At 47.6% G+C, this 25631-nt stretch carries 21 protein-coding genes; 7 read left to right on the forward strand and 14 right to left on the reverse strand.

From position 1 onward, the window contains the following. Positions 1–50: 50 nt before the first annotated feature. Entirely contained in the window at positions 51–1013 is a 963-nt protein-coding gene (locus tag H5715_RS12230; protein ID WP_075187812.1) for a histone deacetylase family protein, read from the reverse strand. Between the two features lie 350 nt (positions 1014–1363). Between H5715_RS12230 and H5715_RS12235 the strand changes: the two genes are divergently transcribed. Then, positions 1364–3136: a DUF885 domain-containing protein gene (locus tag H5715_RS12235; RefSeq protein WP_075187813.1), complete on the forward strand. Its 1773-nt coding sequence runs from the start codon at positions 1364–1366 to the stop codon at positions 3134–3136. Positions 3137–3184: 48 nt separating this feature from the next. Here the strand turns inward: H5715_RS12235 and H5715_RS12240 are convergent, their stop codons facing one another. Further along, complete coding sequence (locus tag H5715_RS12240) at positions 3185–4591, reverse strand: cellulase family glycosylhydrolase (RefSeq protein ID WP_185906525.1); 1407 nt, start codon at positions 4589–4591, stop codon at positions 3185–3187. A 930-nt stretch (positions 4592–5521) separates the two neighbouring features. Here H5715_RS12240 and H5715_RS12245 point away from each other — a divergent pair. Both H5715_RS12245 and arsB read left to right on the forward strand, forming a co-directional pair. After that, positions 5522–5995: an arsenate reductase ArsC gene (locus H5715_RS12245; RefSeq protein ID WP_075187815.1), complete on the forward strand. Its 474-nt coding sequence runs from the start codon at positions 5522–5524 to the stop codon at positions 5993–5995. Further along, complete coding sequence (gene arsB, locus H5715_RS12250) at positions 5995–7017, forward strand: ACR3 family arsenite efflux transporter (RefSeq protein ID WP_075187816.1); 1023 nt, start codon at positions 5995–5997, stop codon at positions 7015–7017. The genes H5715_RS12245 and arsB overlap by 1 nt, the downstream gene beginning before the upstream one ends. 120 nt (positions 7018–7137) lie before the next feature. Here arsB and H5715_RS20265 read toward each other — a convergent pair whose 3' ends face one another. The 7 genes from H5715_RS20265 to H5715_RS12285 all read right to left on the reverse strand — a co-directional run bounded on the left by H5715_RS20265 (position 7138) and on the right by H5715_RS12285 (position 15968). Further along, a complete protein-coding gene (locus H5715_RS20265; RefSeq protein WP_075187817.1) occupies positions 7138–7938 on the reverse strand; it encodes a PEP-CTERM sorting domain-containing protein in 801 nt (266 codons plus the stop codon). Positions 7939–8450: 512 nt separating this feature from the next. After that, positions 8451–9179 (reverse strand): putative porin, encoded by a 729-nt coding sequence (locus H5715_RS12260; RefSeq protein ID WP_139309925.1) that lies wholly within the window; start codon positions 9177–9179, stop codon positions 8451–8453. A gap of 194 nt (positions 9180–9373) precedes the next feature. Then, positions 9374–11416 carry a putative bifunctional diguanylate cyclase/phosphodiesterase gene (locus H5715_RS12265; RefSeq protein WP_075187820.1) on the reverse strand — a complete coding sequence of 681 codons (2043 nt, stop codon included), beginning with the start codon at positions 11414–11416 and terminating at the stop codon, positions 9374–9376. Position 11417: 1 nt separating this feature from the next. Continuing rightward, complete coding sequence (locus H5715_RS12270; RefSeq protein ID WP_075187821.1) at positions 11418–11987, reverse strand: YfiR family protein; 570 nt, start codon at positions 11985–11987, stop codon at positions 11418–11420. Then, the gene (locus tag H5715_RS12275) at positions 11987–14017 is read right to left on the reverse strand and encodes a TonB-dependent receptor plug domain-containing protein (protein WP_075187822.1); all 2031 of its coding nucleotides are present in this window, start codon (positions 14015–14017) and stop codon (positions 11987–11989) included. The genes H5715_RS12270 and H5715_RS12275 overlap by 1 nt, the downstream gene beginning before the upstream one ends. A 159-nt stretch (positions 14018–14176) precedes the next feature. Next, the gene (locus H5715_RS12280) at positions 14177–14716 is read right to left on the reverse strand and encodes a response regulator transcription factor (RefSeq protein WP_075187823.1); all 540 of its coding nucleotides are present in this window, start codon (positions 14714–14716) and stop codon (positions 14177–14179) included. Then, entirely contained in the window at positions 14706–15968 is a 1263-nt protein-coding gene (locus H5715_RS12285; protein WP_075187824.1) for an ATP-binding protein, read from the reverse strand. Before H5715_RS12285 ends, H5715_RS12280 begins: the two co-directional genes overlap by 11 nt. Positions 15969–16202: 234 nt before the next feature. On the opposite strand from H5715_RS12285, the gene H5715_RS12290 reads away from it, so the two are divergent. Next, complete coding sequence (locus H5715_RS12290) at positions 16203–17615, forward strand: response regulator (RefSeq protein WP_075187825.1); 1413 nt, start codon at positions 16203–16205, stop codon at positions 17613–17615. Here H5715_RS12290 and ahpF read toward each other — a convergent pair. The 3 genes from ahpF to H5715_RS12305 form a co-directional block, all read right to left on the reverse strand. Further along, positions 17612–19201, reverse strand: coding sequence for an alkyl hydroperoxide reductase subunit F (gene ahpF / locus H5715_RS12295; protein ID WP_075187826.1), 1590 nt, complete (start codon positions 19199–19201; stop codon positions 17612–17614). The two genes, H5715_RS12290 and ahpF, sit on opposite strands and share 4 nt — an antisense overlap. 137 nt (positions 19202–19338) lie before the next feature. Further along, on the reverse strand, positions 19339–19908 hold the full coding sequence (gene ahpC, locus H5715_RS12300) for an alkyl hydroperoxide reductase subunit C (RefSeq protein ID WP_075187827.1): 570 nt from the start codon (positions 19906–19908) through the stop codon (positions 19339–19341). Between the two features lie 154 nt (positions 19909–20062). After that, positions 20063–22531, reverse strand: a complete 2469-nt coding sequence (locus H5715_RS12305; RefSeq protein ID WP_075187828.1) for a glycoside hydrolase family 9 protein — start codon at positions 22529–22531, stop codon at positions 20063–20065. A 201-nt stretch (positions 22532–22732) separates the two neighbouring features. On the opposite strand from H5715_RS12305, the gene H5715_RS12310 reads away from it, so the two are divergent. Further along, positions 22733–23611, forward strand: a complete 879-nt coding sequence (locus H5715_RS12310; RefSeq protein WP_075187829.1) for a rhomboid family intramembrane serine protease — start codon at positions 22733–22735, stop codon at positions 23609–23611. Between the two features lie 49 nt (positions 23612–23660). Here H5715_RS12310 and H5715_RS12315 read toward each other — a convergent pair whose 3' ends face one another. Together H5715_RS12315 and H5715_RS12320 are read right to left on the reverse strand one after the other, a co-directional pair. After that, positions 23661–24107, reverse strand: coding sequence for a hypothetical protein (locus tag H5715_RS12315; RefSeq protein WP_083608239.1), 447 nt, complete (start codon positions 24105–24107; stop codon positions 23661–23663). Between the two features lie 158 nt (positions 24108–24265). After that, a complete protein-coding gene (locus H5715_RS12320; RefSeq protein ID WP_075187875.1) occupies positions 24266–24832 on the reverse strand; it encodes a tRNA-uridine aminocarboxypropyltransferase in 567 nt (188 codons plus the stop codon). A gap of 90 nt (positions 24833–24922) precedes the next feature. On the opposite strand from H5715_RS12320, the gene H5715_RS12325 reads away from it, so the two are divergent. Both H5715_RS12325 and H5715_RS12330 read left to right on the forward strand, forming a co-directional pair. After that, entirely contained in the window at positions 24923–25252 is a 330-nt protein-coding gene (locus H5715_RS12325; RefSeq protein WP_075187830.1) for a hypothetical protein, read from the forward strand. Between the two features lie 74 nt (positions 25253–25326). Further along, a complete protein-coding gene (locus H5715_RS12330; RefSeq protein ID WP_075187831.1) occupies positions 25327–25620 on the forward strand; it encodes a YebG family protein in 294 nt (97 codons plus the stop codon). Positions 25621–25631: the final 11 nt, after the last annotated feature.

Here is a 25631-nt window from a genome sequence, read left to right on the forward strand (position 1 = left end):
GCGCTTCGTGAAAACGAAGCGCTTTTTTTATGCCCCAAAGAAAAGTACCGCTAGTCTGAGGCAATCTTTTGAGCCGACGCAGGCAAGTGCAGTCCGGCCAGCACCCCCACATGCGCGGCCACCGAAGCACCCAGAGCACTTAAATGGTAGCCCCCCTCCAACGATGAAATGATACGGTTGGCACAACAGCGCGCAGCTACGGACTTAATCTGTTCGGTGACCCAGGCATAATCGTCTTCCACTAGATTGAACCCCGCCAAAGGGTCATCTTTGTGGGCATCAAAACCTGCGGAGATAAAAATCATCTCGGGATCGAACTGATTCAATGCGGGTAGCCATTGCTGCTCCACGGCTTCGCGAAACACCTGACTTGTCGTTCCTGCGGGCAACGGAACGTTAACAAGATGCCCCGCCATACTGTCACCGTAACGGTAGGGATAAAACGGAGATTGGAAAGTTGAACACAGTATCACTCTAGAATCATCCTGAAAGATATCCTCCGTGCCATTACCATGGTGCACATCGAAATCGACAATCGCGACGCGCTTTAATCCATATTGTTGCAGTGCATGCGCCACACCCACCGCAATATTGTTAAAGATACAAAAGCCCATCGCCCTATCGTGCTCTGCATGGTGCCCAGGTGGACGCACGGCACAGAATGCGTTATCGGCTTTATCCTGCATAAGTAAATCAACCGCTTGAACCACAGCACCCGCTGCAAGCTGAGCGGCCTCAAGAGAGAAAGCGTTCATACTGGTGTCCGCGTCTAGCGGTACCAACCCCTCCAAAGGGGCGCTGTCTTGCACGAGCTGAACATATTGATGGGTGTGCACACGCTTCAGCTGTTCAGACGAAACAGGCTCAGCTTCGTATACCCGGAGCAGATCCATTATACGTTTATGTATCAAGGTGTCGTTAATAGCGGCCAAGCGCTGAGGGGATTCAGGGTGATCAAGCCCCATGTCGTGTTTGGCGCAGGTGGAGTGAGTGATATAAGCAGTAACAGGCATAATGCAATCTCCGGTAGACAGTGGTCCAGCAACAACTACGTAGACTATTCACATTACGCAATACTGTTTTAAACCTCAGGGAGCCCCGAATACGTTCAAATAGAGCCTGCACTCTAGGGCCGCGCCACTCAAAGCATGATTCCGGCTGGCCATGCCGTAGCCCTTCAGCAGGCAACAGAAACTCCGGCAAAGTATAAGCTGCTTGGACTTGCTCAGAGGTTCACTTATTCTACCAACAAAAAATACCAGAACAAAAACTATTACGGCTCCAGGGTGTATGCTTTACCGGGACATTACCGGAGCAGATTCACACCCTAGCCCACTATCAACAAGTAAGGAAACCTAAAACCATGCACCTCTTTCGCCAGCCCCTGCTTTTCCTGTTATTTTGCATAGCCTTTTCGCCTATGGCCATCGCGAGCAACAACAAGCTCGATGAAAAAGCCAACCAACTGTTCGACACCGTTTTCGACGAGTGGCTGGCACGAAGCCCCCTATGGCAAACCGATCTCGGAATCAAAACCGATTACGACAAGTGGGATGATTTATCCGAGACGTTTCAACAACAAACGCACGAGCTTCATCAACAGCAACTAAAGCGTTTACACGCTATTGATCGAAAGCAGCTCTCATCTGAGCTGGCATTAAGTTATCGCCTACTGGAGCTACAGCTCACGAACGATATTGAACACTTCCAGTGGCGCTATCACGGCTATCCGATAAACCAGATGTTTGGCTGGCACACAACCGTGCCTTCGGTCTTAATCAACCAACATACAATCACCAGCCTTAATGATGCCAAAGCATATATCTCCCGCCTAAAGGCCGTACCCCGCTTGATGGACCAAGTGATAGACGGCTTGGACAGCCGAGCCAAAAAAGGCATTATCGCCCCCAAGTTCGTCTTCCCTATGGTAATAGAAGACAGCCTAAACCTACTTAAAGGCGCACCCTTTGATAAGGGAGAAAACTCTGCCCTGCTCAACGATTTCACCGTAAAAGTGAACAACCTGGATTTAAAACAAAAGCAAAAGCAGCTATTGATTGCCGATGCCGAACAAGCCTTATCCAGACAGCTAAAGCCCGCTTACCTAAAACTCATTGATACACTAAAATCCCTGGAAAAACAGGCCGATGATCGCGCCGGCGCCTGGAAATTTCCCAAAGGAGAAGACTTTTATAACGCTGCTCTCAAGCGCACGACCACAACAAATCTGACCGCAAACAACATTCATCAGCTGGGCTTAAATGAAGTTTCACGTATTCACCGGGACATGCAAACCATTCTGCAGCAGGTAAAATTCGACGGCAGCCTGCAAGAATTTTTCACTTTCATGAAAGAAGATAAGCAGTTCTATCACCCCAACGACCAAGAGGGTAAAGCGGCTTATCTGGCAAGAACACAAGCCGTAATCGCAGAGATTAAAAGCAAGCTGGGCGAATTATTTATTACCCAACCCAAAGCCGATCTTATTGTCAAAGCGGTTGAAGCCTTCAGGGAGAAATCTGCGGGGAAAGCCTTCTATCAATCCCCCCCACCCGACGGTTCCCGTCCTGGAATTTACTACGTAAACCTCTACGATATGCGCAATATGCCAACCTACCAATTGCAGGCGCTAGCCTATCACGAGGCGTTACCAGGCCATCATATGCAACTCAGTATTGCCACCGAGTTGGGTGATATTCCCCGCTTCCGCAAGTATTCGCACTTCACGGCCTATATAGAAGGATGGGGCCTTTACTCTGAGCTTCTACCGAAAGAAATGGGTCTATACAAAGACCCCTACTCCGATTTTGGTCGTCTTGCGATGGAGTTGTGGCGAGCCTGCCGTCTAGTGGTGGACACTGGCCTTCACGCCAAGAAATGGACTCGCGAACAAGCAATCGATTATTTGGTTGAGAACACGCCTAACCCCAGAGAAGACGCCCGCCGCGCAATTGAGCGCTATATTGTTATGCCCTCGCAGGCCACCGCTTACAAAATCGGCATGCTAAAAATTTTGGAATTGCGAGAAACGTCGAAAAAAGAGCTTGGGGGAGATTTTGATATTCGTGCCTTCCACGACAGGCTGCTAAGACTTGGTGCCGTACCGCTAAACGTACTGGAAGAGGAGCTGCTTTAGCCATAAGTGCGGCGGGTACACCCGCCGCACTTATGTAGACCTTACAGTCTACTGGGACGAGCAGGTGCTTGGAGAAATACAGCTCTGCTGATTTTCCCAGCCCCAGCCACTTTCTGTGTTACTACACATTGGATAGTTTGTACCATACCAATTACAAACAGCGGAAGACGCAGTGGAACTAGACGAGCTACTACTAGATGAACTACTGCTGACAGAAGAGGAGCTGCTAGACGAAACCACACTGGAGGAACTACTGGAAGATGAAACAGCACTACCAACAAAATCAATACACGTTTCAGCGCCAAGACAGCTTTGACCGTTTTCCCATCCCCAACCCGAAGACTGATCGACACAAACGGGGTGAATAGATCCATACCAATCACACTGCTGAATCGCCGCAGTAGAAGACGAGCTACTGGAGCTGGAGGCGACACTGCTACTGACACTTGCAGAACTGGAGCTACCACTGGAGCCACCAAAGGTACTCGCACGGATAGAAGTAGAGGCAATACCATTCGCGCCGTTAATAAGGCGATCCCCCCAAACGGTAACGCTACCGCTATTAAAATCATTCACTACATCCAGGGTGCCACAACAATCACCATTGCCCGACCAAGACCAGCCCAGATAACCAATACCATACTGCGCCGCAACGGCCATAATAGACTCTTCATCCACCTCAGAACCCTGGTGATCGGCCCCAAATTCACCCACAATCAAGGGCAGTCCATTATTGTTCAGGAAGTCGGACACATACGATTCGATAGTGCTTCGGTCTTGATAAACTTCATACATATGTACACTGAACATGGTATTGCTAAGGTTATCAGCCGATGCTACCTGGGCAGCATTATTCTTCATGGTACCGGCCCAATCTTGCCCCCAATTGGGCGCATCCACGATCAGTGTATGGCTCAAACCGGCGTTACGCAAAGCCTGAATTGCACTGCGGTGCTGATCAATCCAGTCGCTCTCGGGCTGGTCATTGCCGAATGGCTCATTGGCAATGTTAATGATGACGTAATCTTCATGGCCCTTCAGAGTACTGGCAATATCCACCCAGTACTGAGCAACCTGCGTTAGCGTACCAGCAGCGCTTTCCTCACCAGAACCCGTAGCATCATGCACTTCCAACAGGCATACGATCTGATTTTGCTGACACAACGAAATCAAGCTGGAGACTTCGGAAGCCGGTGTGCGCGACCATTGCTGCCCATCGCTCAAAACCACACGTACCACGTTGGCACCAGTAGCAGCGATTTCAGCAATTGCCTGGGTATTACCGGTAAACCAAGCATGCGGATGGTTAATGCCACGCATTTTGAATTCCTGGCCATTTCCATCCAAAAGTTTAGTGCCCGATACCGAAAAACCGGCCCAGCTGCTGGCTGCCAAAGCAATGATTGCACCTGCGGCAATTAATTTCGAGGTAAAACCAACTATTATTTTATTCATATTTTACAAGTTCCTGTTTCTTTTGACGGTAACAATCTCTATCGCACAGAAAGGGCAACCAAACGGCAACATCAGAATGTAAAGGGCTGCGAAAAATCGGTACAACGAAATTGAAACTACTTATTTTTATTTTTTGATCGCAATTCGACCTACAGCGCACCCAAAAAGTAATCGATTACATATTATCTATCTTTATTTATGATATGAATCAACTACTTGGAAGCATGATCGAAATTATATTGTAACCGGTTTCATTTCAATACGAATAAAGTATGGAATTATACTGGACCCTTTTGTCGGCCCCTCCTCTACTGAATTAACGCGGCCTAACTCTCGCAGCACTGCCTAAACTAAAATACCACTGCAACACCCAAGGCTGGCATCAAGAGGGAACACTATCAATATTCCCTACGCGACAATGTTTTAGTTAAATCACGCAGGCTTTCTTGATGGTAACGGCTCAACAAGTTACTGGAGGCTTTGCGAACGTTTAGTACACGGGTATGCTGCAACCGAAAAATTTGTATTCACGACATGATCTTTAGCCTGCGCAGTACTATCACGACCATGGAACGGTGCGCATTTCAGGATCTAGGGCCCGATATACCAAACTAAAATCGACAAAAAAATTGCCGATTCCGGCGTGCAGAGCGGGCGGAACCTGTTTGTAAACTTACAAGTAAAAGTTTCTCTCCCTCTACGCCTGTAGAGATACAATCATCATAAAGCTCTACTTAAAGAGCGACCGAGACGATGTCGCAATTTCACTAATTACAGTATTTTGCCACCTCACGTACACGAAACTTAATTACACCGGCTTAAGTCAGTAATACAGCCAGCTGGCAACTTTGCCCGCATAGCAGGATCAGCCGCTAAAACTTAAAGCAATAAATTCTCAACCGCAAAGTTAAGAACTCGAAAGGGAGACCTATGAAAGCATTATTTATTTGCACCCACAATCGCTGCCGAAGCATCCTCGGCGAAGCCATAACTAATCATATTGGCAAGGGAATACTAGAAGCCCGCAGTGCAGGAAGCTCCCCTGTGGGTGAAGTGCACCCACTGTCACTGAAATACTTGCAAGAAAAAGGTGTTAGCACCGAGGGCTTGCAAAGCCAATCCTGGGACGAGCATGAAAGCTTTGCGCCCGATATTGTATTTACCGTGTGCGACAGCGCGGCAAACGAAGCCTGTCCAACGTGGTTTGGCAATAGCATCGTGGTGCACTGGGGGCTGCCAGACCCATCCAAACTGGAGGGCAGCGAAACGGACATACGCAACGCATTTTATGCAGTAATGGCAACGATCGAAAACCGAATAGCAAAAGTTGTACAGCTGGATCTAACCCGATTACAGTCAACCGAACTGAGAGCAGCCTTGAGGGCAATTGGAGATAGTGATTAATGGGCCTTTTCGAGCGTTACCTCAGTATATGGGTTGGCCTATGTATTCTGGTGGGTGTTCTGCTCGGCAATTTTATGCCGGGGCTTTTTGAGTTTTTTGCGCAGCTCGAAATCGCCCATGTGAACCTACCGGTTGCCATTTTCATCTGGGTAATGATTTACCCGATGATGGTTCAGGTCGATTTTTCTTCCATTAAAGATATAGGAAAAAAACCTAAGGGCCTGCTTTTAACCCTCGTTATAAACTGGCTGATCAAACCCTTTACCATGGCAGCGCTGGGCTGGCTATTTTTCAAGGTGTTTTTCGTCTCTATGGTCGATCCGACAACGGCATCGGAATACATCGCAGGAATGATATTACTGGGTGTAGCACCCTGCACAGCAATGGTGTTCGTATGGAGCCAACTGACTAAAGGCGATGCCAACTATACCCTGGTGCAAGTATCGGTGAACGACGTCATTATGATTTTTGCTTTCGCACCTATCGCGGCGTTTTTACTGGGCATTTCCGATATTCAGGTACCGTGGCAGACGCTGCTATTAAGCGTAGTACTGTATGTTCTATTCCCACTACTGGCGGGCTTCTTTACCCGCAAAGTCCTGGACAAATCTACAGACCACCACGAAGTGAACACCTTCGTGAATACGTTGAAGCCCTGGTCCATTGTTGGCTTATTAGCAACGGTTGTTTTACTGTTTGGCTTCCAGGCGGAAGTTATTCTGCAAAAACCGCTAGCCATTGTATTGATAGCCATTCCACTGCTATTACAAACATACGGTATTTTTACCCTTGCCTATGTTGCAGCCAAGGTATTAAAGCTTCCGCATAATATCGCAGCACCGGCATGCATGATTGGTACTTCAAACTTTTTTGAGCTAGCTGTCGCCGTCGCAATATCCCTGTTTGGCTTACAATCTGGCGCGGCGCTGGCCACGGTGGTCGGTGTATTGGTGGAAGTGCCGGTTATGCTCTCTCTGGTAGCCTTTGTAAATCGCACCCGACACTGGTTTGACGTCAGCTAGCCACCATCACCAAACTCATAAAAAGCGACTTAGCGCAGACAAAAAAAGCCCGCCAGACAACGCCCGGCGGGCTTTTTTTTATTAACAGAGAAATATTTTCCCTTGTTAATGTTCCGCTACTTAAGCAGCACGCTTTCGTCTGGAAGCCGCCAAGCCCAGTAGGCCGAAACCAAGAAGCATAACAGAAGCAGGCTCAGGAACCGCCACACCGGAAACAGATCCTGTGTTCAACCAATTTAGCTCGTTTAAAGTAAGAGCATAGTGATCCGCTTCCTCGGCACTGCTAAAGTTCGGGTGATAAAGGTTATCGCTCACACCCAGCACCATACGGCCACCGTTATCGAACTCGCGATAAACACCGTGAATGCCACCGTTAGTATCGGTACTGAATACACTCCAGTCACTGGAAGCACCCAGAATACTGTAGTGAATATGGTAGTAACCGCTAGCGCTGTCGTCACCAAAAGGCGCTACGAGGGAAATACTGCCTTCGCCAATACCGGAACCGTATGAGTTTCCACTAGACAGGGAAAGGCCACTACTCGCACCTGAAATTTCCGCAATATTTTTGGGGTCTTCCCACAAAATCTTACCGCCGCCATTCAGGTAAGGTAAAATAACGGTATCCCAATCGGCATTCAAAGAGGTATCCACGAACCATGGCAACACAATAGTGTCGTACGCTGCCAGAAGATCAGCAGTAGACATACTGTTTACTGTCGAAGATGACAAGGCAACCCAGGAGTCTGCGCCATCACCGGGCGTTAACCCACCACCACTAACAACCGTATCCATATTATTGGCCGCATTACCAATACTTCCATCGGTAAACATACCGATAACGGTTGCAGATGCGGAAGAGGCCAATAAGCTCAAGCTTAAAATCGCCCCTCCAATCAATTTATTTTTATTACTTAACATACAAACTATCCCTTCCTGTTAACCTTTTGCAAACGAGCAGAATACCTGCCCGAGAACTCTATACCTTAGCGTTTTATACCCCGCCTATTGACGACCCAAAAAACGCTATCAAGATAACAGTCAAAAACCGGGCCACATCTCTATCATACTGATATCAAAGCACTTTTCTTAACATTCAAGAGTAAAACCAATACCCGCTGTAAAAATTACTGACAACATCAACCGTTTGACTCAGGCGGGGTATATCCGGTACAACCACTAAACTGGAGACTACTTTTGCAGCCCTATAATTATCAATCGCCGGACACCAGTATCCTTCGGTTTTATCTGGGCCAGTATAAAATGCAGGCATGCTTTCGACGCTCACCGCGGTTACACAGGTAAACACCCAGCTTCTATGTCTTCAATGATTTTGGAGTGGTAGTGATACCCAGTAACAGGCCTGCACTGGGTATCCATAAAGAGTGATCCAACGTACCTATGGATTTAGAGGAAGGAAAACGGAACCACGACTAAAAGCGCATCCCCCCTTCCACACCCAGAGTATCCGCTACTTCCTGATTGATGTAATAAGCGCCGACAAAGGTCACTTCACTTAGGAAATGGTTAGCGCTAAAGGTATAGGCTTTATCGCTTCCTGTGTCGGTAACCTCCAAGCCGACACTGGTCGCACGATTTAGGTAAAAGTCGCAGCCAACCGAAAAAATATTACTATCATTGTCTTCAAAGCTACCGAAAACACTTACCGCTTGTCCGCCGGACAACTGCGTTACATACTTTGCCTGCAGGTTAAGGTCGTAGCCACTATCTTCGACATAAGTTGTTGTCAGTAACAGCCCATCGATAGGAGTAACACCACCAGTTACGGAGAAATAGCTATCATCCCAATCGTCGGTGTCCATACGGGTATAATCAACACCAATAAAAACCATAGTATTAGGTAAGTAGACATCTGCACCGAGATAGGTCGTTGTAACGTCATAATCATCACTATTCGCAAAAGCTAGCCCGGCATTAACATTCGAAGATTTGTTTAAAAATGCGGCTTCTGCCAAAGGCTTGCCCGAAGTGTCTACAGGGGCAAAATGGAATTCACCACCAACACCAAATAGTAACGCGTTATCTGCTCCATCTACTTCCATCCGCCCCAACGTACCAGTAAGCTCTGCTTGATAAGAGCCCGCCAGGGAAGCTGAAGAAATTGTCATCGCTAATAGTGACAAGCACAGTCGTTTTTTCACTTTCTCACTCCAATTTTTACCTTTTTTATACAACACGGGTTAACAGATATAACTGCACACCCCCAAACGCGTCAGTGTATAGGAATTATAAAAAAGATACTGCAGACTGCGTTACAAAAACTCAGGGAGAAATTGAGTGGGAATTCTATTAGCGGGCTCGTGACAATTTCAATATTTGTATTTTACATAAAAATTTATTCTCCTTGAGTTCCATCAAGGGAATAGTTTTTTATGTACCACTGCAGAAAATCTCGGTTGGATGCAGGAGGAAGAAAATGGTAACCCTGCATGGTCACGCAGCCCAACTCCAGTAATGCACGCACTTGCATTTCATTTTCAACGCCTTCCGCGACCAACTTCAAATTCAACCCCTGGGCAAGAGAAACAATACCTCTAGTAAGCCTCCGATCCTGGGGGTTACTGTCAATATTGGCCACAAAAGAACGATCGAGTTTTACCGTGTCAATAGGCAATGTTCTCAAGTAATTCAGCGAAGAGTAACCTGTACCAAAATCATCCAGACTAATACCCAAACCTAACGACTTAATGGCATGCACAATCTTTTGTGCTTTATCGGGATCTTGAATCAATACTGCTTCTGTAATTTCCGCCTCTAGCATAGAAGGATCAAGGTGGTACTGGTTTATTGCATCTTCCAGAACTTCAACAATTTTGTAATTGTGAAAGTGTCGACCCGAAAGATTGAATGCGATAGGAATTGGTTGAGTGATTATTTTCGACCATTTTACAATCAACTCGCAGCATTCACGTATAACAAAATAATCAATTTCTGCAATCATCCCGACATCTTCCGCGTAGGGAACAAATTTATCTGGGGTTAAAAATCCTTCTTCCGGATGATTCCAACGAACCAGCGCCTCGCAACCACTAACCCGCCCAGCGACCGGGTCTATCTTGGGCTGCAGGTAGATTTCCAATTGTTTTTCTTCGATTGCCGGGCGCAGATCGTTAAGTATCATAAGACGATACTTAACGTCCTCCTCCATGCCTTCAGAAAAGAGACAGAAGCGATTCTTACCTTCATCCTTCGCCCGGTACATGGCTACGTCCGCATGGCGTTTTATAGTGCTTAAATTTTCACCATGATCCGGAAAAACGGCTCCGCCCATACTCGCAGCAGTCGTCACACGTTCCGTTTTTACTTTGAACTCGCGGTTAATTTGCGCAAGAATTTTTCTCGCAATAATTTCAACCTCCTGTACATCCTGAAGATCGTTCAACACTAATACGAATTCATCTCCGCCTAGGCGACACACCAAATCTTCTGACCGAATGACCGCTTTCAGGCGATTTGCCACCTCGATCAACAGCTCATCGCCAAACTCATGGCCTTTGGTATCGTTGATGGCTTTAAAATCATCCAGATCCAATAGCAAGCAGGCAAAGCGCGTATTGGTTCGGCTAGCATGCTCAATACTGTGAGCAAAACGTTCATTTAACAACGCCCGGTTAGGCAACCCCGTTAGGCTATCGTGAAAAGCCCTAAAGCGAAATTCTTCAGCCAATTTTTCCAACTCATTTGTTCGGTGGCCAACCTGTTTTTCCAGCATGGAATCGCGGTGCTCTATTTGCTCTACCATCTGGTTAAACATTTTACTCAATCGGCCAACTTCATCTTCCGATTGAATTTCAACCCGCAGGGAGTAGTCTCGAGTCTTCGCAATTTTTTCAGACAACTGATGTAGATTAAGGAGTGGGACTAAAATCGAACGAATAAGCGGCACCGTAATGCCGTAAGCAACAATAAAAACCACTCCTAACAAAAGCAAGACAAAAATACCGTTATCGACATTATGTTCATAGACTTCATCTTTGGATATGACGAGTCCAAGCTGCCCAATAATCTCACCCTCAAAAACAACATTTTTACGAATATGGTAAGCGTTTTGTTTTTCTTCGTTATAGATTTTACTAGTGTACCGTGCAAGCTCATCGCCTTTATTTGTCACCAACACGGCCAGTAAGAGAGAACGATCTGCACTGTAGGTCGCCAAAATTTCATTTGCCGTCACCCGGTCATCGAATAGTACGGAAGCGGCGACATTCTGACTAATAATATCAGAGGCCATGGTTACTCTTGACAGCAATACTTCACGGCCTACACGATCATAATTCCACAGCACTGCGGCGGCGCTGACAATACCGGAAGCCAACACTACAGTTAATACCAACCATAAAATCCGTGATCTAAAATCGCCTGGAGACCGTTTAAGCATATCAGGCCCCTTCTCTTCGAGACAAGCGAAGCAATTTGGAGCTTACCTTAAACTGACGCGACATTAACTCTTCGTGATTAATTTCAAACTTCAATTTCTTTTTCAGTTTAAACAGATGAATATCGCCCTTGGCTTGAAGCCCCCCCTCTGTCACCAGCAGCGTTTTATCATCAATACGATCGGTGTTATTTTCTAACCATCTATCATAACGTTCTGCCACATACATCATATGACATTGACTTAAATCGTCTGCCGCAGCGTTACCTACAGCCTCGAAAAATTGAATGTGTAGTGTGTTTACCCCAAGATTCTTATTCTCTATCGTCGACAGCTGGTACCGGTCTTTCTCGTCATCAGTCAACACACAGAGCTTCAGTTCGTTGTTGGTAAACTCCGTTTTTTCCGGCCAGCTAATAAAATGTGAAAAATAGTAAAGATACGCACTTCGTAACGCATGAATGCTCTGCTCCTGCGCTTGTACTTTCGGAACGGAGGCCAAAAGCAGCAACGTCACCAATACCAAGCGGAATTTCAGCACGACAAAGCTGTCAAATATCGCCCGGCAGATCATTAAAAATTAAGTCCCATCTTCATCATCACATAGGGTTCCACTAAAAATGGTGTATCGCCAAACTCTTCCCTCTCTGCCTCTACGTGTTCATCACCAAGCGCGTTGGCAATAACGCTCAGCGTCCAACGTGATGAGATATCCCAATGAATATTGGTATCAATTAAAACGTAATTTTCCGAGGCGTCATTCCTCGATACAGAATCTGCAAATTGTGCTCCAACGCTGTCGTTACCATGGGTGTATCTCAACCAAATATTCCAGTGGATTGTTTCCGAGAGCTGGATATTATTCATAAATGAAAAATTGGAACTCCAGCCCGACGCCACATCCGACCGGCCAACGCGAGAATAGGAAACTTGAAAAGTCCACCATTCAGACCACATTCCCCTCATGCTAATCTCACCACCACGGCTTCCATATTCACGAACATTGTCGAATACCGCCTGCTGCACAAAATGTGTCGGCTGGTGATTGCGATCGAGTATTAAAACAGGCTCCCCCAATGGGGTAAGGCTTACGTCATTCGCATAGTCAAAATCAAATACTGCAATATCAAAATTATAATCATCGAAGGTACGGCGATAACCAAGCTCTAAAGCCTTTAAACGCGAGTCATCCTCCTCTTCCTGGTATCCGTTAACGTTTATACCAATAGGGTATGGCGATCCGGCGCTTTCAGCGGGAACCACCGCATAAGTCACATCGGCAATATCTACCAATGCCCTTGCCGGTGTTGTTCTCGCCTCGGAAGCTGCAATCCATAAACGATCGTCATCGGTTGGGCTCCACAGCATTCGAATCGAAGGCTGCAGACTGGTTGCACTCAGCTCATTCTTGTCCAACCTTGCTGAAAGCGTCAGTTGCACACTTTCGCTTAAATTGATGGCGTCGCTCAAAAAGACACCGCTGTTTCGTATTGTTCTTGCGCGCGGTAGAAAACGCAGACCAAAATCCTCACGCGTTTTAATATAGGAGTCGTTAAGCCGCCCGTTCACCCCCACGGATAGATTGTGTTGCTTCCAGCGAGCAGTCACCTCCATATCCAGCTGATAGTTGGTCGCATCCCACTGGTAGAGCGTGGCATCGCGTTTAGTGCGCTCGTAGGAGCCCCGCACCGTCCAAAAGCCAAAATCACTAATGGCTGCCTGATGGCTGCCCAACAGCGTCCAGCCATGCTTATCCTCTCGGTTAGCCGCTTCCACCATCGACAGATCTTCGCTCTCGTACCAGTTCCAGACGGGTGTCTGGCGCATACCAAAGACGTCCGCTGAAAACTGGGTCGTCTCTCGTTCGGCCTCGCGGTTTAGTGTGGTCGATAGGCGCCAGTCCTCGTGCCCGTCCTCTCGTACATTATCCGAAAACGTCTTTAAACCTCGCCACCTTTGCGCCTGACCAGCAATCCCCATAAACCATTGCCCTTTTAGCGCCTGGGAATAGTTCAGCGAAGCACCGGTTCGATCATCCGTTCCCCCCCAGGCTGCGAGCTTATTGGTTTTTTTAGCACTGGGCTTTTCGGTAACGATATTGATAATACCGTTGACTGCGTTCGCACCCCAGGCAACGGCATTAGGCCCTCGTATGATTTCAATGCGTTCAATCTGTGACAGGGAAAGGTTTAACTCATCCCAATTCACTCCGCTAAATACCGCGTTATAGGCAATACGGCCATCCACAATAATCAATACATAGCGCGAGAATCGGCCGCCGCCGCCACGAATCCCGACAGCCCACTCACCGGCAGAAATCTGATTTACCGATACTCCAGGTGCCAGGCGCAGGGCATCGGGAATCGTTTGCGCTCCACTTTGGCGAATATCACTATTACTGATCACAAACGCGGCGTAGGGCAAATCCATCGCCCGAGTTCGGTTTTTACCCGCACTCTCAACTTCAACATCCATATTGACAAGCTCTTCAAAGTCCATTTCAATCAGATCGGCAGCCGTTACCAACCCGTCTTCAGCAAGCGCCGTTCCGGAAATTATCAAAACAGCGGTCAAAACGAGAGTCTCGCTCCAAGGGGCTTTCATGGATTTTTTCCGCTCACTAGGTTAGCTCCAAACAGACGGGGTTGATGGCCTACTCCATCAAGTCTAGCAGTAAAATCAGGCGTTCTATGGCGAGTTTGAGTGGTGAGCCTAGAGGGGATGATAGGCCCCTTTTGGCCAGCGGCGGGGCGGATTTACAAGCTATTCACTAACGGGCTTTTTCTGCAGTTTTCGCTGTAGCGTACGACGATGCATTTTCAAGTGCCTAGCAGTGGCTGAAATATTGCCGTTGTTGGCCGCCAGTGCCGTTTGAATAGTTTCCCACTCCCGACGGCGCAACGACATCTCATCCACCGTTTCCAGCGACAATTCGCGGCTATCGCCGGCACCTTTCTCAAACGCACGCAAAATGTCGTCCACCGTCGCGGGCTTGGCCAGATAGTTGGTCGCGCCCATTTTGACTGCCTGCACGGCACTGGCAATACTGGCATAGCCGGTCAGCACCAGTATTTTCATCCTGGGGTTTGCATTAATCAGAGCATCGATTAACGCTAAGGAATTGCCATCCTCGAGCTTTAAATCCAACAGCCCGTATGCAAAATCACTTAGATGGTCGCAAGCAGATGCTTCGGCAACAGAGCTAAAGTGCTCCACCTCGTAGCTGCGTTTGATAAGCGCTTTAACGGTAACGCTCGCAAGAATGTCATCATCTTCAATATAAAAAAACTTGTTATTTGTCATCTTCATTTGCCAGTGGCAGCTCCACTAAGACGGTGGTTTTACCATCGCGACTTTCGCTGGGATTAAACAGTACAATTTTACCGTTAAGCTTCTCAATTGTGGTATTAGACAAAAAGATACCGATGCCAAGCCCGCCCTCCTGCCGAGAAAAATTCGGTTTGCCGAAATTCTCAACCATATCTGCAGGCATGCCGTGGCCGTCATCTTTGATTTTGATTTGCAACTTGTGGCCGGCAACTTTTGCCGAGACCTCCACCCTCGATTGAGCCGCACGAACAGCATTGTCCACTAAATTAATCAAAGCATAGAGCAGTAATAAGCTGTGATGAATTTGTGCCTGCTCTACGGAGCTATCCATCGAGAAATTGGGAACCCGCACCGGACTCAACAGATGGTAATGCTCTTCCAGATCGTCAAACAATTCCGCTACCGGTGAAACACGGTACTCCGACTCCTGGTTCGAAGCGATCGTCGACAACTTGCTCATGGTTTGCTTACAGCGCTCCACCTGCCCCAACAGCAGGCCAATATCTTCAAGATCAACTTCGGTGTCCTGCTTCATTTCTCCCAACATTACCGCCATGGTAGACAAAGGTGTACCCAGAGCGTGTACCGTGGATGCCGCCAGGGTGCCAATAGCCACAAGCTGCTCATTTTTTAAGGTTTCTTCCCGCGAGCGCGCCAGTAAAACTTCCCGATCTCGAAGCGCCGTCGCCAGCAGCGATACAAAAAAATGCATCAGCAACGTACTGCCTACAAAATTCACCCACATACCGATTAAGTGCAGCTGAAAATCGCTAAACAAGTGGTGAATATGCTCTTCCAAATCCAGATAAAGTAGCGCGGTATACGCTATAACAGCCAAACCAGCGAACACCCAGCTTACCGCTCGCGTAAAAATTGTGGCGCTTATCGCCACCAACACCAGCAAATAATAAATAAACGGATTGGTTGCCCGCCCGGAAAACGCTACAAGCACTAATAGGATAAGCGCATCCATCAGCAGATGGAAAAACAGCTCAACATCTGTAACCGGTGTCAGACTTTGCAGACGCAGCAGGGTTACTGCCGAATATAGAGCCGCCGCGAACGTTATACCGTACAGCAGGGGATAATCCAGCGGCCGCTCCAACATAAACTGGAAAACGGCTAACACGCTAAAGGCGATAGCCAAGGCTATCGCTCGCAGCACCAAAATACGATAGAGGATTTTTTTGCGGCTACCCGTTTGATTTTGAGCAAGCTGTAACATCAATCATCAACCTTATACAAACCTGCCGAAGAGACAGCTTTAGAATACCTATGAACAATAACGTTAGTATTCAATCGACGGCCTAGGCATTTAGCACTAATTATTAATCAAGCACCCGCTAGAAAGTGCTATTTGGCACAGAGTATCTCACATTCTGAACCTTTGGCTCTGGCATAGTGCGGACAACATAGATTAAATTGCACGCAAATAAAAAATTATTTTGAGGGAGACAGAATGCAGCGTGTGCTTATTGTGGACGATTCCAAAACAGCTCAACTTCGGCTGAAGAAAATGCTTTCTCGTTACGAGCTGGCAGTGGACGTTAGTTTCAGTGCCGAAGAAGCCTTGGGATATCTCAGCTACCGCAGCCCTGCAGTTATCTTTATGGACCACCATATGGAAGGTATGGATGGTTTCGAAGCACTCAAAATTATTAAAGCCAATCCTAACACCGCCATGATACCGGTGATAATGTACACCGCCCAGAAGGGTGACGTTTATGTAGGCCAAGCCCGCGCCCTGGGAGCCCTCGATATTCTGTCCAAAGAAGTGATCAAACCGGCCAGCCTGGAGCGAGTTCTGTCCGGGTTGAAAATTGTGCCCAAGGAAAAACAGGACACACCAACAAATCCTCCCGCACAACCCAATCCGGTTGTTGCTACCGCATCTTCCAGCGCGAGCTCCGGCTCCAGTGCCAAGTACGATGCAGCCCCCAGAGCGACCGCTTCCAGCTCCACCAACCAGGAAACAGAATCGCTGGAAAAAATACGCTTGCAAGTTGCTCGCCTGTTTGAAATGCATATTGCCGATGTTCGCCAACAAATGGCGGATAACGCGCGTTTTATCGTGCGCCGCTTAAGCGGTGAAATAGAAAAGAACGGCGGCAAAGAACCGGTGGTAGGCGATGTTCCCCTGTCTGTTCTTAACGCAGAGATCGACGCAGACCAGCGCAAGACATCCGTTATTTCCAGCTCCCTATTACTGCTTATTTTGTTGGGACTGAGCCTGATCGCCTACGAGCTTTTCGGTACGCGCCAGGAACTGCTGCAAATGGAGAATCATTACCAGGATTTAATTAGCGCAAACCGACAACAGCAACAACTGATCAAAACCCTGGCAACCAGCCTGGGGCCTCAACAATCGGTGACAGAAGCAGAGCCCTACAACCCCGGCATTATGGAAGCGCTGAGCTGGGCACTGGATATCGACCTCCAATTTGACTACGCCAGCACTCCGCTAAATGAACAGCAAATACTGAAGGTTAGCAACCTAGTTTACCGTCTTGCCAGTACAGGATTCAGCGGTAATATCGATCTGATGGTTCATTTAGGCAATTTTTGCCTGCAACCCAGTGAGGCTGGTGAGTGGCAGCTGGCCGAAAGTACCATGCCTGTGCAGGAGTGCGTCTTTACATCGGATATTGCACAAGAATATTCCGCAAGCGATTTTCTCAGTCTGCCCTATTTAAACTTTGAACAAAACGCCATGCCCATTCGCGACGGCGTAGTGGAACTAAATGTTTCAAGCCAGGGTTACAGCAAACCCCGCCACGAATACCCAGAGCAAGCTCCGGGTACCCTTGCGGGCGCATGGAATCTAGCGGCAGCGGAAAACAATCGTGTATCGATTAACTTTAACGCGTTTTAAGCTACATTCTTTTGCTCGGAGAGAGGTGCTGGCGTTCGAATTAAATAATCGAAAGCCCCAAGTGAAGCGGTAGCACCGTTGCCCATGGCAATAATAATTTGCTTAAACGGCACATCCGTCACATCTCCCGCCGCAAACACCCCCGCCATGGAGGTTGCTCCACGTTCGGAGCTTATTACTTCGCCGCGATTACTTAATGCCAGGGTCCCCTTCAGAAACTCTGAATTGGGCACCAAGCCGATCTGCACAAAAATACCCGCCAACTCAATCGTTTTGGTTTCACCTGTGGCGCGGTCAAGATATTTCAAGCCCTGTACACGATCACCATCCCCCAAGACCTCGGTAGTTTGTGCCTCCATAATAATATCGATATTGCCCATACTTCTGGCTTTGCGCTGTAACACTTCATCGGCACGAAGCTTATTGTCGAACTCCAGCACCGTAACACGCTCGACGATACCGGCAAGATCGATGGCAGCCTCAATACCGGAGTTCCCTCCACCAACCACCGCTACTGATTTACCTTTAAACAGAGGACCATCACAGTGAGGGCAGTAAGCTACGCCCTTGCCTCGGTATTCTTTTTCACCTCGCACGTTCATTTCACGCCAGCGCGCACCGGTAGCCACAATAACTGAGCGACTAACCAAGGTTGCACCGCTCTCCAGTTCAACTGTAACGTAGCCACCTTCCTGCTCGGCTTCGACGAGTCGGCTTACCCGTTGGTCAGCCATAATATCCACATCGTATTCACGTACATGCTCTTCCAGGCTGGCCACTAATCGCGGACCTTCCGTGGCCTTCACCGAAATAAAGTTTTCGATAGCAACGGTATCCAGCATCTGCCCACCAAAACGGTCTGCAACAATGCCAGTACGAATACCTTTACGAGCGGCGTATATTGCTGCCGAAGCGCCAGCTGGGCCACCACCAATGACCAAGACATCGAATGGTTCTTTGCGATTGATTTTTTCAGCGTCTTTCTCCGCGGCTCCAGTATCAACCTTCTGCAAAATTTCTTTCAGACTGACACGCCCCTGGGCAAAGCTTTCGCCGTTTAGATAGACAGCGGGAACAGCCATAATATTTTTCGCCTCAACTTCCTGTTGAAACACAGAACCATCGATCATCACATTAGTGACCTGTGGATTAATCGCCGCCATAATATTCAATGCCTGAACCACATCTGGGCAGTTCTGGCAGGAGAGTGATACATAGGTTTCAAACTGAAATTCACCTTCCAGCCCTCGTACCTGCTCTATCACCTCTTTGTCCAATTTCATCGGGTGACCGCCACTGTGCAGCAAAGCCAATACCAATGAAGTAAATTCGTGGCCCATAGGCACGCCGGCAAAACGTATTTCACTACCAGTCGTTGCTGAGCGTACCATCATGGACGGTACACGCTCTCCGGCACTGTCCTTTTCAATAATACCTACGTTGTCAGACAACTCTGCAATCTGGTTGACCAACTCGTTTAACTCTTTGCCCTTAGCGCTGTCGTCTACAAACTTCACCAACTCCACCGGTGCTTTTAAGTTGGCAAGATAGCTTGTTAATTGGGTTTTCAGTTGGGTGTCTAACACGGTTCTCTCCTAACAGCTTTTGATCCTCTCCTGTACGAGAATGATCGAGAAAATAACATGGTGGTTACTTGTCACCGGAGGAGGGGGGACGCCCCACTCCGGTGACGAGCGAACTACAAGGTATGAATTGCCGGCTTTTAGATCTTGCCAACCAGATCTAGCGATGGCGCTAACGTTTCTTCACCTGGCTGCCACGCGGCGGGGCACACTTCACCGTCGTGCTCGGCAACATACTGTGCAGCTTGAATTTTACGAACCAGCTCTTTTGCAGAACGGCCAATACCCAGGTCATGGATTTCAGCAACTTTGATTTCACCTTCTGGGTTGATAACAAAGGTTCCGCGCAGCGCAAGGCCGTCTTCTTCAATCATCACACCGAAATTGCGGGTGATATTACCTGTTGGGTCGCCGATCATTGGAAAGTCAATCTTGCTAATGGTATCGGAACTGTCATGCCAAGCTTTGTGAGTAAAGTGGGTATCGGTCGATACCGAGTAAACTTCTACGCCCATCTCCTGCAACTGTGCGTAATAATCGGCCATATCGCCCAACTCAGTGGGACAAACAAAAGTGAAGTCCGCTGGGTAGAACATCACTACCGCCCACTTACCGGCCAAGTCATCACTACTGACGGGTACAAAGTCACCTTTGTGGTAAGCGGTTGCATTGAAAGGAAGGATTTTGGTGTTGATTAAGGACTGTGACATATCAAGACTCCTGATTGATTTAGTTAATTAATGTCGATGAAGCAATAGTACGCGCCAACATCAACCGCCTCAAATCAATGAGATTGATACTCCTGATATATTTTAGCTATTATAAGTCCCAAAAAAAGGGCCGAAGCCCTTTTTACTTTTATCATTACTCGCCGTTAAGTAGATCCTCTACCGCGTGCACCAGAAAAATATAGCTCGAACTCATAGTAATCACGTACTCGTTCTGCCCCCACATAAAAGGCCAATCTTCGCGGTTTTCCGGAAAATCGGGTTTTAAAATAAGCACTCCGGGCACGATGCCACCGGCAATAAAGGAGAAATTTGCCCGGTTCATACCATATGCAACTTGCTTCGACTGAGTTCCGACACTGGAAACAAAAGAAAGATCGGAATCAGGGTGGGTACCGTAAAGATAATTCAAGCCGCTATAGACAGATTCTGCACTAACAAGATCGGGAAAAGCCTTGTGTAAATAGTAATTGTTAACCGCACCCATCATCACAAAACCATTTCCGGCCCAGCCACCTTCGGTAATTTTTACACCGTAGGGGTTCTCTTGCTCGGTCTTCGCCAGAGTTTGCGTATAGCCCTCTGCCAAGCTGCGCACCTTCTGTTTGAAGCGGTCACTCATAAAGGGCAACACTTTCACAGCATTGGCCGCCTGGAATACAAACCCCTTCTCTAGCTCATCCTGCATCTGCTCCAAAGCCGCTGCGTAGGCTTTGCTCTTGGTGGTAAGTAAAAGCTGAACTGCGGCATTAAGCTTTTCCGACTCCAACGAACCACCGGTAGTATTACCGTAAGCAAATATAACCGGCTCCTGGTTTTGCTCTTTCTCCCAGGCCGCTGTAGCCGTATCCAGGCATTCCTTCGCCAGCTCATCGTTGTAGCCTTGCAGTGCGCGGCTGGCGGCGGCCAAACCGGCAATAGAACCGTAATTCAAGGCTGACGAGTAGGAGGTAAAGGCCCAGCGATCATCAAACTTACCGCTATTAATGCCGTTGCTCTCCAGCTCACCCATGCCGGGGCTGTAGATCATATTGTCGGTCATGGTCATACCGTCACCCAGATGAGTGTACTCAGTAATTTTGGGCACAATAATACCGGGAATTGCATGACCAACGGCACGGTGCTGGGCAATCAGCGCCAGGGCACCGTGTTCGATTTGCTGAAGAATATCGGCCTTGCCATCAGGAACATGCAGATCAACATACTTGCGCGCATAATCCACCCGGGTGGTATCACGCGTAGGCTTGAAGTGATCCCATACATCTACCAGCCCCATCACCGTACGGTATTGGCTCTGGGTGCGGATATCGAAATCACCGGCATCATACCAACCGCCAATATTCAGGCCAGGAATATGCTCGCCCGGCTTATATGGGGTATCCGTTGTTGGCCCCTGAGCGTATAAATCAAAATGCTCAAGATCGACAGGCGCTTGTACCGCATCGTCCAAATGCGAAGCACCATGCCATACACGATAGGCTTCATTCACCAGCATATGATCCATCTGCACGGGCATGTACATATCCAGTGTAGGGGTCCAGGCATTTGTATAGATATTCTCTCCAATCAAAAAGGGAGCAGTGGTTACATCTGCATACTGCAGCCTATAAACACCCGGTTCAGTAATGCTAGAGAAATCAAATTTACGATAGTTGTAACGCTTGTACTTACCCCAGTCTTCGGGCTTGGCTTTAAACACGGTTGACTGGTGGCCATCTGCACTCACCTTGAGCAGCCTGGCGGGATGTTTTTTGGTGTCCCTTGCATCCAGCTCAATCACCGCCACTTTGCTTTGCTTGGGGTGGTACCCCACCTGCGAATGCCCAATAACCGGCTTACGCAGCCAGTTTTTTTCAACACTGGCCGAAAGCGTCCACTGCAACACATCACCTTTTTCTTTTGCGGGAATCAGGCTGCGAACCACAAACCAACCGTTCTGGGCCTTATTGCGCCCGTCAAATAATTGCAGCGCTGCGCTTGAAGACTCGATCGAGACTCTGCTCTTTTGATCGCTTGGCGCCAGCACCAACTTCTGTCCCACAGCCAGGGGCGTGGGTAGCAGGGTTCCGTTTTGCTCTTTCGCTCCGGTCGGATAGAGCGGGAAGGTACCCGCTTGGTTATCCATTAGAAAGGCCTTTTCAAAGTAGGCCGATGGCACAAATTCCATATTGAAGCCGGCATGTCCTTCTAACGCTTCTGGCAGAACCTCCGGTAAATTTACGGTTATTTGCACTCCATCATCAACAGCCGTAGTTCTAATGGAGTATTTAAAATTGTAATCAGGATAATGCAGAAAGGCCTCTATCGTTTGGGCTTCCACATTCACTTTGCGATCGATAAACGCCGGAATTTTATCCCACTGCTCGGGCGTTGCATTTAAACGCACATCGCCATTGGTTGCTGTTCGCTCACCGTGATGAATCAGTTCGACGCCACTAATTTTTGCATCACTAAACAATCCGTTATACCAGTTGCTAAATACCAGTACATTCAGCCCCTGAGCCTCGAAGTAATCGTTTTCATCCAAACTCACTTGCACAGCATAAACGTGATGCACAAATGCGCTAACCACCAGTAAAACTAAAACCTTGTAGAGTTTTTTCATTACGACTCTCGCTTATTATTTTCTATGGAAATATTACCTCTATTGAGTCTAGCAAATACGGGGGGGAAATGTCGTCATAGTCGTTTTAAAAATTCTAACGTCTATACTTACTGACATGGAGCCCACTTATAGCGCTGACGCCAATAGACGTCCATTTTTATGGGTTATATGGCGCACAAGGAAGCCTATTAGGCACTAAACATGATCATTTTCCCGTACAAAGTCGACTCTGAACTTTCCGTAGTTCCCATAGTGACAACTCTGGTAACCTTAATATGCCTAATCACTTTTTTTGTGCAGGAGTATTCATGGTATATATATAAAAATGATATCCATAATTTCTGTCAACATGAAATAAGTGACGAACTGGATAAGATGCTTTCACAGGAGGAGTGTATTGAACTATTTGTACAGTTGGATTTAACCGCAGATCCTCAGCCCATTTTTAAACAATTTATTCACGAAAAACATAAAACGCATCTCAACTCGAAAGAAATCCTGCATCAACTGGAGCGAATGCATAAAATAGTGCCCAACTCGGCCACTGTAGACTGGTGGTACGAACCCGGCAGCTACGATATACGCTCCATGCTCACATCTAAAGTAATTCATCTTAACTGGATGCACCTACTGTTCAATCTGATATTCTTTCTTGCTTTCGCAGTAGGAGCCGAGCAACTGTTGGGGCACCTAACCTTTGCCGTATTTCTCCTGGCCAGCGCCATTGCCACCGACATGGTCTACTGTTTTGGCGCGCTCAACATGAGCAGCACCTCACCCTCACTGGGGCTTTCCGGCGTTGTAACCAGCACCATGATTTTTGTTACCCTGCTCTATCCGCACAAATTCTTACACATATTCTTCTGGGTACTCTTTTTTTCGGGGACATTTCGCCTACCACTGTTACTGGTATCTATCAGCTATATCGGTTCCGATATGCTTTCCATCACCATTAGTAAGAGCGGTAGCAATATCAACTATTTGTCCCATATAGCCGGGGCTTTAACAGGAATTCTGGCAGCATTTACATTCCTTATTGTCCACTCTGCGCTAAAACAAACAGCTAAAAAAAAGCCGTAAGAGTAATTTCTTACGGCTTGTGAAACGGTCCATCAAAAAAATATGCCTATTATTCCCGCGTAGCCTGTTTAGCGGCTTGCAATAATTCCTCTCGTTTTTTAACCGCCTTATCTAATGCGGAAAACGCCTCTTTCCTAGAAGGAAACTCATAGACCTTTGAAATCGTACAGTCAGTTCCGCTGCCATAGACTTTACTTGCACCGCCACCACAGACTTCATTTCCCGGGCCTTGGAAAACGACACCAACCGTGGCAGCCATCGAGTGACAACGCGTGACGGTTGTCGCCAGATAGTAGTCGCCGCGACCATCAATGGTGAAGACATTATGCTGATAGCCATAGCCTTTAATATCCGAAATACGAACACAATCGCGCCCCTTTCCGCCGAGCTGCTCGACGAGAAGTTCGGAAACTTTAGGCACCGCTTGTTGACCTGTCGTGCTACAAGCGGCAATAAAAAGAAAGAAAGTACTGAGTAGAAATTGTTTCATAATCATAGTTTAAACCCTCTCGTCGATCCTGCATTCTGGGCTCCTTATACACACAGCAGCGCGCCTTCTCTAACCGATATATTCGAAAAAAACCTGCCCATCTCACCACGCTTTTCCTCCTCATATTCTACCAGCAGATTCGCTCCTTTTATATGAAGGGTGATTTAACACTTGTTAGCGTTGATAAACCGCTCGTAACGGTCCACAAAAGTAGTAAACACGTCGCCTAAAGATGTAAATTTATCTGGGCCTTCCAATTGACTTAAACCAGACAGCGTCGCCTCGAACGTCGACAACTGATGCCCGAATTCAGGTTTTCGAATTCGATAACGGCTTTGGCCCGAATCTAAAGCCAGCCGCGGCAGATCTTGCAGCCAGGGATTCAGGTACAGCAGCTTTCGACTTTTTCGCCAGGTCCCATCCAGTACCAGCAATTGACTAACAACTTCGCAGCGATCTGCCCCCCTACTGTTATCCGCCCCCGGGTATAACAGTACACTCCCAGAGGCTTGAAGCTGGAGTTCATCCGGTTGAAAAACCTCCCCCACATACAGTCGGCTATTGGGTAAGCACAAATGAAGTAATCGCGCACTTCCCTTCGCATGCCCAGCTTCACTGGGATGCTGCAAAATAACAACTTCCGTTTCAGTAGGCACAAGTTTAACCAAATCACAGAGACAGGTTCTCAGCGGACGCTGGCATTGCTGGCAGTAAGGACGTTTATTTTGCATTTCGCTTGAACTTGAACACTGAAAATAACCATCATACCGATTACCATTGCCACCCCGCCATAATCTGTAGAACAGGAAGTAGCTAACGCAATGAAAACCCATGAACTCCTCAATACCCCGGAAGCCGGTTTAGTAACTCAGCTAAAAACCATGAAGCTGAAAGAGCTTGAGCGACATGCACAAAAATTAATCAGCAACCAGGGCGGCGACTTTAACGAGGTTATGCGCAATGTTATCAAAGCCATTCCGGCGCTCGATCCTACAGACAATGACCGGTACCAGGCCATTCAGCAGCGAATTCAGTCCCATATTTCACCCGGCACAGCACCCGACCTAATCCAGCGTATAACGGTTCTCGTCACGGTTATCATTACCCGTAAATTTCAGAAAATTCATAATACTGACCGACAACTTCACTAATCTACTTGCACCCACCCACAATTACTGTACTCTTGTACAGTATTGTTTGATTCACCTTGAGCGAGGATTCAGTTATGGCAGTCATTGCAGTTTGGAAATGTGACCGGGACGGCAGTATGTTTGATGATAAAAAAGCAGCAGATGCACACGATAAAATGTTAGAGCTGGCAGCCAGTATCACCAGCCTTATAGAGGCCGAAGTACCCGGCGTAAGCGAACAGGATGTAGAGGCCATTGGCCTGTTACTGGCAAAACGCAGCGATGATCTGGTAAAAGCCTGTAAAGGCAAGCCGTCCGTCTTGCTCACAACCAAAGAAGCGGAGCCCTCTTCACAAGAAGAGAACAAAATAACCGCAATTACCGGCTAAAGCACCGCAAA

Source organism: Teredinibacter haidensis (genome assembly GCF_014211975.1).
GTDB classification, from domain to species: domain Bacteria; phylum Pseudomonadota; class Gammaproteobacteria; order Pseudomonadales; family Cellvibrionaceae; genus Teredinibacter; species Teredinibacter haidensis.